Genomic DNA, 7,776 nt, shown 5'->3' with positions numbered 1-7,776 from the left:
CCCCGCCAACGTCGCCACCAAAACCGGCACCCTCCTCGTCGCCCCCGACGACCCCGGCAACCGGGGCACCCTGCTCGTCCCCCAGCTCGTCGCCGAGCTGCCGCCCGCCGTGCTCGACCAGTACGACGTCATCGGCTTCGACCACCGCTTCAGCGGCCGCAGCCACCCCCTCTCCTGCGGGCTCGCCCCCGACCAGTGGCTGTGGATCTTCCACACCCCCGAGGACGCCGACACCGAGGCCCGCTACCAACAAGAAATCGTCGACCGCTGCTTCCACGAGGCCGGCGATCTCCTCCCCCACCTCACCTCGCGCGCGATCGCCCATGACATCGACGCGATCCGCCGCGCCCTGGGCGAGGAGCGGATCTCCTTCCTCGGCCACTCCTACGGGAGTTACCTCGGCGCGGTGTGGACCCAGCTCTACGGCGAGCACGCCGACCGGGTCGTCCTCGACAGCGTGATCGACCCGGACTCCGTCTGGCGGCGGATGTTCCTGGACTACGCCGCTGCTTGCGAGGCCGCGCTCGGCCGGTGGGCGGCGTGGGCCGCGCGGCGCCACGCGGAGCTGGGGCTGGGCACGACCGCGGCGGCCGTGCGCGAGGCGGTCGCGCGGCTCACCGCGCGCGCGGACCGGGAAGGCCACGTCGAGGTGGCCGGCCTGCCCGCCGACGGCACGATGCTGCGCCTGCTCACGATGGTGTTGCTCAGTGACGACCTGGCCTGGGGCTTCCTCGGCGATGTGCTGCGCGCCGCCGTCCACGGCGGGCAGGCCTCGGAGCGGTCGCGGCAGACGCTGGGCGCGATGTTCGGGCGCGGCAAGGAGGAGAGCGGGGCCGTGGCCCAGCTCGCGGTGCTCGGCGGCGACGCGGCATGGCCGCGCGACCCCGTCGGCTACCGCCGGGACATGGTGACGGCCGCCGTACGGCACCCCTTCATCGGGCCCGCGATGGCCGCGCCCAAGGCCGGCGCCTTCTGGCCCCGGGAGTTCGACGAACGCCGCCCGCCCCTGACCGCCTTCGGGCGGGACAACCGTGCCGAGAGCCTGCTGCTCGTACGTTCCGAGCACGCCATGTTCACCCCCGCGCGCGGGGCCGCGCGGCTGCGGGAGCTGCTGGCGCACAACTCCCGGCTGATCACCGCGGCCGGCACCGGCGCCCACCGGGTGTTCCCCTTCCACGGCCACCCCGGCGTCGACGGGACGGTCGCCGAGTATCTGCTCACCGGCAAGCTGCCCGACACGGACCTGACGTTCACCGCCGGCCACGGAGGGGACATCCCATGAACGACCCCGACCTGCGCACCGACGCGATCCGGGACTTCCAGAAGCAGTCCCCGTCCTGGTACCCGGCCGACGAGGAGGCGCTCGCCGGCCTGGAGTGCGCCGAGCTGACCGTTCCGCTGGACTACGCCGACCCCACCGGCCGCACCCTGACCCTGGGCCTGGTGCGGGTCCCGGCGGCGGCGCCCGAGCGGCGGCGCGGCGTGCTGCTGATCGGGCCCGGCGACGACCTGGGCAACCGGGGCACGCTGCTCGGCGCGCAGCTCGCGCGGACGCTGCCCAAGGAGGTGCTGGCGTACTACGACGTGGTGGCGTTCGACCACCGGTTCATGGGCCGCAGCAGCCCGGTCGTCGCCGGGCTGGAGCCGGAGGAGCGCTTCTGGGTCTTCCACCAGCCCCGCGACTTCGCCCACGAGGTCCGCTTCCAGGCGGAGGTCGCGGCGAAGGTCGCCGAACACGCCCTGGACCTGCTGCCGTTCGCGAACTCGCGGAACATCGCCCGTGACATGGAGGTGATCCGGGGCGCGCTGGGCGAGGAGCGGCTGTCCTACCTGGGCTACTCCTACGGCACGTACCTGGGCGCGGTGTGGACGCAGATGTTCGGCGAGCACGCCGACCGGGTCGTCCTGGACAGCCTGTGCAGCCCGGACTGGGTGTGGCGCGGGCTGTTCACCGACTTCCCGCCCAACGGCGAGCGCGCCCTGGGCCGCTGGACCCGCTGGGCCGCCCGGCACCACGACGAGCTGTCGCTCGGCGCCACGCCCCCGGAGGTCCGGGCCTCCTACGACCGGCTGCTGGCCCGGGTCGACGCGGACGGGACGGTGACGGTGAACGGCTTCCCGCTGGACCGCACCCTCGCCCGGCTGATCGTCGTGGGGATGCTCAACAGCGACCTCAACTACGAGCACCTGGGCGACATCCTGCGCTCCGCCGTGCACGGCGCCCCGCTCACCCCCGCGACCCTCTCCCTCCTCGCGACGATGTTCGGGCAGCCGAAGGAGGAGAGCGGCACGGTCGCCCAGCTGGCCATCCTCGCGGGCGACTGGTCCTGGCCGCGCCGGCTGGGCCCGTACGAGCGGGACATGGCCCGCGCGGCGCGGGAGTTCCCGTTCACGGGGGCGGCCCTGTCGGGGATCAAGGCGACGGCGTTCTGGCCGGTGCCGCCGAGCGAGCCGGTGACCCGGCTGGGGGCGGGCAACCGGGCCCGGAGCGTCCTGCTCGTCCAGTCCGCCGAGGACATGTCCACGCCGCACGCGGCCGCCGTGCGGATGCGCGAGGTGCTGCGGCACAACTCCCGGCTGGTCACCGTCGCCGGCACCGCCCACCACCGGGTCTTCCCCTTCTACGGCAACCCCGGCGCCGACGAGACGGCCACCGCCTACCTGATCGACGGGACCCTGCCGGAGGCCGACGTCGTCTGCACCGATCCCCGGCCCCGGGTGTGAGAGAGGGGGACCACGAAGATGCCCGAACCCCATGAGGTGTACGCGCCGGAGTCCCGCGTCGACCCCTACCCCGTCTACGCGCGGCTGCGCGCCGAGGCCCCCGTCCACCCGGTCCGCGACCCCAACGGCATCGAGCACTACCTCGTCACCCGCTACGAGGACGCGCGCGCCGCCCTCGCCGACCCCCGGCTCTCCCGCGACCCGAGGCACGCGTGGGAGGCGCTGCGCCGCTCCGGCCTCTACCCCGAGGGCGGGGAGGGCTCGGAGCCGCACATGCTCAACAGCGACCCGCCCGACCACACACGGATGCGCAGGCTGGTCGCCAAGGCGTTCACCCCGCGCCGGGTGGACGCCATGCTGCCGCGCGTCCAGGAGATCACCGACCGGCTGATCGACGCCTTCGCCCCGCACGGTACCGCCGACCTGATCACGGCGCTGGCGTTCCCGCTGCCCATCACCGTGATCTGCGAACTCCTCGGCGTGCCGGAGGCCGACCGGGCGCCGTTCCGCCGGTGGAGCACGGCCGCGCTGACCCCCACGTACACCGAGGGGGCGACGATGCCGCCGCACGAGGCGAACCGGCTGCTGCGCGAGTACTTCACCGCGCTGGTCGCCGGGCGCCGCCGGGCGCTGCGCTCGGCCGGGGACGACACCGAGGCCCAGCCGGACCTGCTGAGCGCGCTCGTCGTGGCCTCCACGGAGGAGGGCCGGCTGACCGAGCAGGAGCTGGTCTCCACGGCGGGGCTGCTGCTGGTGGCCGGGCACGAGACCACGGTGAACCTCATCGGCAACGGCATGCTGGCGCTGCTGCGCCACCGGGACCAGCTGGAGCTGCTGCGCTCCCGGCCGGAGCTGCTGCCGGCGGCCGTCGAGGAGTTCCTGCGCTACGACGGGCCGGTGGAGCGGGCCATGCTGCGGGTGGCCACGGAGGACCTGGAGATCGGCGGGACGCCCGTGCCCAAGGGCACGATCGTCACCGTGGGCATGGCCTCCGCCCACCGCGACCCGGACCGGTACCCGGACCCCGACCGGCTGGACATCACCCGGGGCGACCGCTCCCACCTGGGCTTCGGGCACGGCATCCACTTCTGTGTGGGCGCCCCCGTGTCCCGGATGGAGGGACGGATCGCGGTGGGGACGCTGCTGCGGCGGCTGCCCGACATCGCGCTGGACGAGTCGGCGGGCCCGCTGCGCTGGCGACCGACGGGCGTGCTGCGCGGCCTGGAGTCGCTGCCGGTGCGCTTCACGCCGGAGCGTCTCAGCTGATGTCCTCGCGGGCGGGATGGGCGCGGGGGTGGCGGCGCACGTACTCCAGATAGCGGGCGAGGGCGCGATCGCTGCGGGTGAGGAGTCCGGGGCGGAAGTGGAGGGTGAGGAGCACGGGGGCGTCGTCGGCGAGCATGCCCATCATCACGCCGATGGCCCGGTCGAGGAACGCCTCGTCCTCCGCCGGGTCCGCGCCGCCCTCCGCCCGCCGCGCGCCGAGGACGAAGTACGGGCGGGACACCCCGGGGCGTACGGAGCGCAGCGCGGTGAGCCAGCAGAACCAGCGGCCGTCGAGGGTGCCGGTCTGCCGGAAGACATTGGTGCCGTGGATCTCGACGCGCAGGTCGAGCCGGTGCTTCTCCGGGGTGGTCAGGCGCAGCGGATAGCCCATGGAGTGGGCGGTGGCGGTGACGGTGTCGTTGGGGTCGTCGCCGTCGTCCAGGGCGAACCCGTGCTGGAGGAGGAAGTGCTGGACGTCCATGGTCTGGGCCGCCACCAGCCAGGGGTCGACGGGGGCCTCGTCGAGGACGGTGTGCCGCAGGAGCAGCTCATCCGGGGGGACGGGCAGGCCGGGCACGTCGAACAAGGGCCGCCGCCCGTTGAAGGCCCAGACGATGCCGTGCGATTCCCGCGAGGGAAAAGAGAAGAGCCGCGCACGCGGCGGCACCGGCTCGCCCGTACCGGTCGCCGTGCAGACGCCACCACCGTCGTACCGCCAGCCGTGGTACCGGCATCGCAGTCGTTCCCCTTCCACGTGTCCGACGGACAGGTCCGCGCCGAGGTGGGCGCAGTAGCCGCTGACGACCCGGGCGGGCCCGCCGGCCGCGCCCCGGAAGACGGCCACCCGGCCGCCGAGGAAGTCCACGCCCAGCACCCGCCCGGGGCCCGGTTCGGTGGACAGGCACAGCGGGAACCAGCTCTGGCTGTACAGCCCGTCCTGGCCCTCGCCGGGGACGGGACGGCCGAGCGGGCGCGTGGTCACGGCGGCCCCCTTCGCGCTCATGTGAGGTGGTCCCGGGCGGGGTTGGCCCGTGGGTAGGCGCGGACGTAGTCGAGGTAGCGGGCGAGGGTGCGGTCGCCGTGGGTGAGGTGGCCGGGGCGGAAGCGGATGGTGCCGAGGACGGGCGTGTCGTCGTCGAAGAGGTTCATCATGGCCGTGCGGGCCCGGTCGAGGAACGCCTCGGTGGCCTTCGGGTCCTCGCCGTCCTCCCGGCGGGCGCCGTAGACGAAGACGGCCCGGGAGCGGCCGGGGCCGGGGATGTTCAGCGGGGCGATCCAGAAGAACCAGCGGCCGTCGAGGGTTCCGGTCTGCCAGAAGATGTTGGTGCCGTGGATGTCGACGCGGACGTCGAAGCGCTCCCCGTCGCGCATCCGGGCGCGCAGGTCGAAGCCGACGGAGTGGGCGTCGATGCGCACCGAGTCGTTGGGGTCCTCGTCGAGGACGAACTCATGGGGCAGGCACAGGTGCTGGAGGTCCATGGTGTGGGCCTGGACCAGCCAGGGCTCGACGGGCATCTCCGGCAGCACGGCGCGGCGGACGGTCAGCTCGTCCTCCCGGAACGGCAGGCCGGGCACGCCGAAGAGCGGCTCCTCGCCGTTGAACGCCCAGACGACGCCGTGCCGTTCGACCACGGGGAAGCGGAACAGCCGGGCCCGGGGTGGCACCGGGTCGCCGATGCCGGTGGCGGCGCACACCCCGCCGCCGTCGTACTGCCAGCCGTGGAAGCGGCACCGCAGCCGTTCCCCCACCACCCCGCCCACCGACAGGTCCGCGCCGACGTGGACGCAGTAGCCGCTCAGCACCCGGGCGGGGCCGCCCTCGCGGCCCCGGAAGACCACGGCCTTGCCGCCGAGGAACTCGACGCCGAGGACCGCGCCGGCGGGCACGTCCCCGGACAGGCACAGGGGGAACCAGCTCTGGCTGTACAGGCCGTCCGCGCCTTCGGCGGGAAGGCTCTCGGCGGGAAGGCTCGGGGAGCCGTTGAGAACGGTCATGACGACAACCCTCCGTTGTCCCTGCGGAATTGTTTCCACGGCCCTCCGGGGCGTCAACCCCGCCCGCCCGTGCGATCCGTACCGCAATCTGGGAGAAGTGGGCCCACGGGAATCCCACTAGCCTTTCCCCGAAACCCGGAAGGAGCCGGCATGGGGTCCACCGAGCAGGCGAACAAGGCGCTGGTACGGGAGTTGATCGACACCTGGAACCGGGGCGACCTCGCGGGGATGACGCGGTTCTGGTCGCCGGACATGGTGCACCACGGCCGCGACGGCGAGCCGCTGCCCGGCGCCGGTGTCGCCGCCGAGATGGCCCGCTTCATGAGCGCCTTCCCCGACCTGCGGCTCACCGTGCACGCCATGGTCGCCGAAGGGGACCTCGTGGCCACCCGGCTGACGGTCGAGGCCACGCACAAGGGCGAGTACCTGGGCGTACCGGCCACCGGGCGCGCCGTGCGCGTCCCCCTGCTGGGCCAGCTGCGCGTGGCCGACGGCGCCGTCGTCGAGCACTGGGGCGTCGCCGACGGGCTGTATCTACTGGAGCAGCTCGGACTGCTGCCCCCCGAATTGCTGCGGGCCACGGCGTGAGGGAAACGGAGCGGCACACGGCGGCCGCCGACAGGAAATCCGCCTACGAGGAAACGGTCCGGAAATTCCGGGGCGCTGTTCTGTTCACACACGATTTCTCGGCTATTTCGGAGGTCCTCACCCCCGATTTCGTCGACCATTTCGCCCCGCCGTGGGATCCCCCGGGCCGCGAGGGCGTGGCCCACCGTTTCGGGCAGGCGGCGGAGGCCCTGACGACGCGCCGGGTGGAGGTGCTCACGTCGGTGTGCGAGGGCGACGTCCTCGCCCAGGCGATCCTGCTGCACTTCGAGCACACGGGCGCGTTCATGGGGCTGCCGCCCACGGGCCGGGCCTTCGCCATCGGCGGCTCCAACACCTTCCGCTTCCGGGACGGCCGGATCGCCGAGCACTGGGGCGTGTTCGACGTCGCGAAGATCCCGGACCTGCTGGGCGGCCCGGCCCCCGGCGGTGCGGCCCCCGGCGGCGCGGGCGGCTGGTCGTCGATGTGGCCGGGCGCGCCCGCGTGAGAGCACGGCGGGCCCTGGTGGTCGGGGCCGGGCCCGCCGGCCTGGCCACCGCCGCCCTGCTGCGCCGCGCCGGGCTGGAGGTCGTCCTGCTGGAGCGCGCCCCGGACGACGGCGACGCCGGTACGGCTCTCACCCTGTGGCCCAACGCCTTCTCCGCCCTGGCCGAGCTCGGCGCCGACGCGCCCGTACGGGCCCGCAGCGCCCCCGCGGCGGGCCTGGCGATGCGCACGGCGCACGGCGCCACGCTGCTGTCCCTGCCGGCCGGGGTACTGGAGGCCCGGTGCGGGGGCAACGGACGGGCCCTGCCGCGCGCCGCCCTGCTCCGGGCCCTCCACGGCCTCCAGCCCCCGGACGCGATCCGCTTCGGGGCGCGCTGCGCCGGCGTACGGCAGGACGGCGCGGTGGTGGCCGCCCGGCTCGCGGACGGCACCGCGGTGGAGGGCGATCTGCTGATCGGCGCCGACGGCATCCGCTCCCGGGTGCGCGCGGCCCTCTTCGGCGCGCCCGGGGACACGGGCGGCGGCGATCTGCGCTACCTCGGCTACGCGGTGGCCCGGGGCGTCGCCGCGTACGCCTGCCCGGGGCATCCGGCGCTGCTGGCGATGGGCGCGGGGCGGCAGTTCGGGCTGTTCCCGCTGCCGGAGGGGCGGATGTACTGGTTCGCGGCCTTCGCCGTGCCCGAGGGCGGGGCCAGGGC

The 7,776-nt window shown here is 74.4% G+C and carries 8 protein-coding genes; 6 read left to right on the top strand and 2 right to left on the bottom strand.

Annotated elements, in window-relative coordinates; translation table 11 throughout:
• The 3 genes from K6I33_RS28025 to K6I33_RS28015 form a co-directional block, all read left to right on the top strand.
• Window positions 1-1,282, top strand: a 1,282-nt coding sequence (locus tag K6I33_RS28025) for an alpha/beta fold hydrolase (RefSeq protein WP_229357328.1), incomplete at its 5' end; no start/stop codon positions are given.
• Window positions 1,279-2,724: an alpha/beta fold hydrolase gene (locus K6I33_RS28020; protein ID WP_229357327.1), complete on the top strand. Its 1,446-nt coding sequence runs from the start codon at window positions 1,279-1,281 to the stop codon at window positions 2,722-2,724. The genes K6I33_RS28025 and K6I33_RS28020, both read left to right, overlap by 4 nt.
• Before the next feature lie 18 nt (window positions 2,725-2,742).
• Window positions 2,743-3,990 (top strand): cytochrome P450, encoded by a 1,248-nt coding sequence (locus K6I33_RS28015; RefSeq protein WP_229357326.1) that lies wholly within the window; start codon window positions 2,743-2,745, stop codon window positions 3,988-3,990.
• Here K6I33_RS28015 and K6I33_RS28010 read toward each other — a convergent pair.
• Complete coding sequence (locus K6I33_RS28010) at window positions 3,983-4,972, bottom strand: aromatic ring-hydroxylating dioxygenase subunit alpha (RefSeq protein ID WP_229357325.1); 990 nt, start codon at window positions 4,970-4,972, stop codon at window positions 3,983-3,985. The two genes, K6I33_RS28015 and K6I33_RS28010, sit on opposite strands and share 8 nt — an antisense overlap.
• Window positions 4,973-4,989: 17 nt before the next feature.
• Window positions 4,990-5,985 (bottom strand): Rieske 2Fe-2S domain-containing protein, encoded by a 996-nt coding sequence (locus K6I33_RS28005; protein WP_229357324.1) that lies wholly within the window; start codon window positions 5,983-5,985, stop codon window positions 4,990-4,992.
• A gap of 150 nt (window positions 5,986-6,135) precedes the next feature.
• Here K6I33_RS28005 and K6I33_RS28000 point away from each other — a divergent pair, with 150 nt between their 5' ends.
• The 3 genes from K6I33_RS28000 to K6I33_RS27990 all read left to right on the top strand — a co-directional run.
• Window positions 6,136-6,573 carry an ester cyclase gene (locus K6I33_RS28000; protein ID WP_229357323.1) on the top strand — a complete coding sequence of 146 codons (438 nt, stop codon included), beginning with the start codon at window positions 6,136-6,138 and terminating at the stop codon, window positions 6,571-6,573.
• On the top strand, window positions 6,570-7,079 hold the full coding sequence (locus tag K6I33_RS27995) for an ester cyclase (protein WP_229357322.1): 510 nt from the start codon (window positions 6,570-6,572) through the stop codon (window positions 7,077-7,079). The genes K6I33_RS28000 and K6I33_RS27995 overlap by 4 nt, the downstream gene beginning before the upstream one ends.
• Window positions 7,076-7,776: FAD-dependent monooxygenase (locus tag K6I33_RS27990; RefSeq protein ID WP_229357321.1), on the top strand; the 701-nt coding region annotated here is incomplete at its 3' end. The genes K6I33_RS27995 and K6I33_RS27990, both read left to right, overlap by 4 nt.

Origin of the sequence: Streptomyces sp. UNOB3_S3, from assembly GCF_020740895.1 — a bacterium.
GTDB lineage: Bacteria > Actinomycetota > Actinomycetes > Streptomycetales > Streptomycetaceae > Streptomyces.
Note: the sequence above shows the minus strand (reverse complement) of the source record. Positions and strands in the feature narration are given on the sequence as shown.

What these genes read in the sequence shown, in the direction of transcription:
- K6I33_RS28020 (WP_229357327.1), top strand. Translation starts at nt 1,279, where the DNA reads ATGAACGACCCCGACCTGCGCACCGACGCGATCCGGGACTTCCAGAAG.
- K6I33_RS28015 (WP_229357326.1), top strand. Translation starts at nt 2,743, where the DNA reads ATGCCCGAACCCCATGAGGTGTACGCGCCGGAGTCCCGCGTCGACCCC.
- K6I33_RS28005 (WP_229357324.1), bottom strand. Translation starts at nt 5,985, where the DNA reads ATGACCGTTCTCAACGGCTCCCCGAGCCTTCCCGCCGAGAGCCTTCCC.
- K6I33_RS28000 (WP_229357323.1), top strand. Translation starts at nt 6,136, where the DNA reads ATGGGGTCCACCGAGCAGGCGAACAAGGCGCTGGTACGGGAGTTGATC.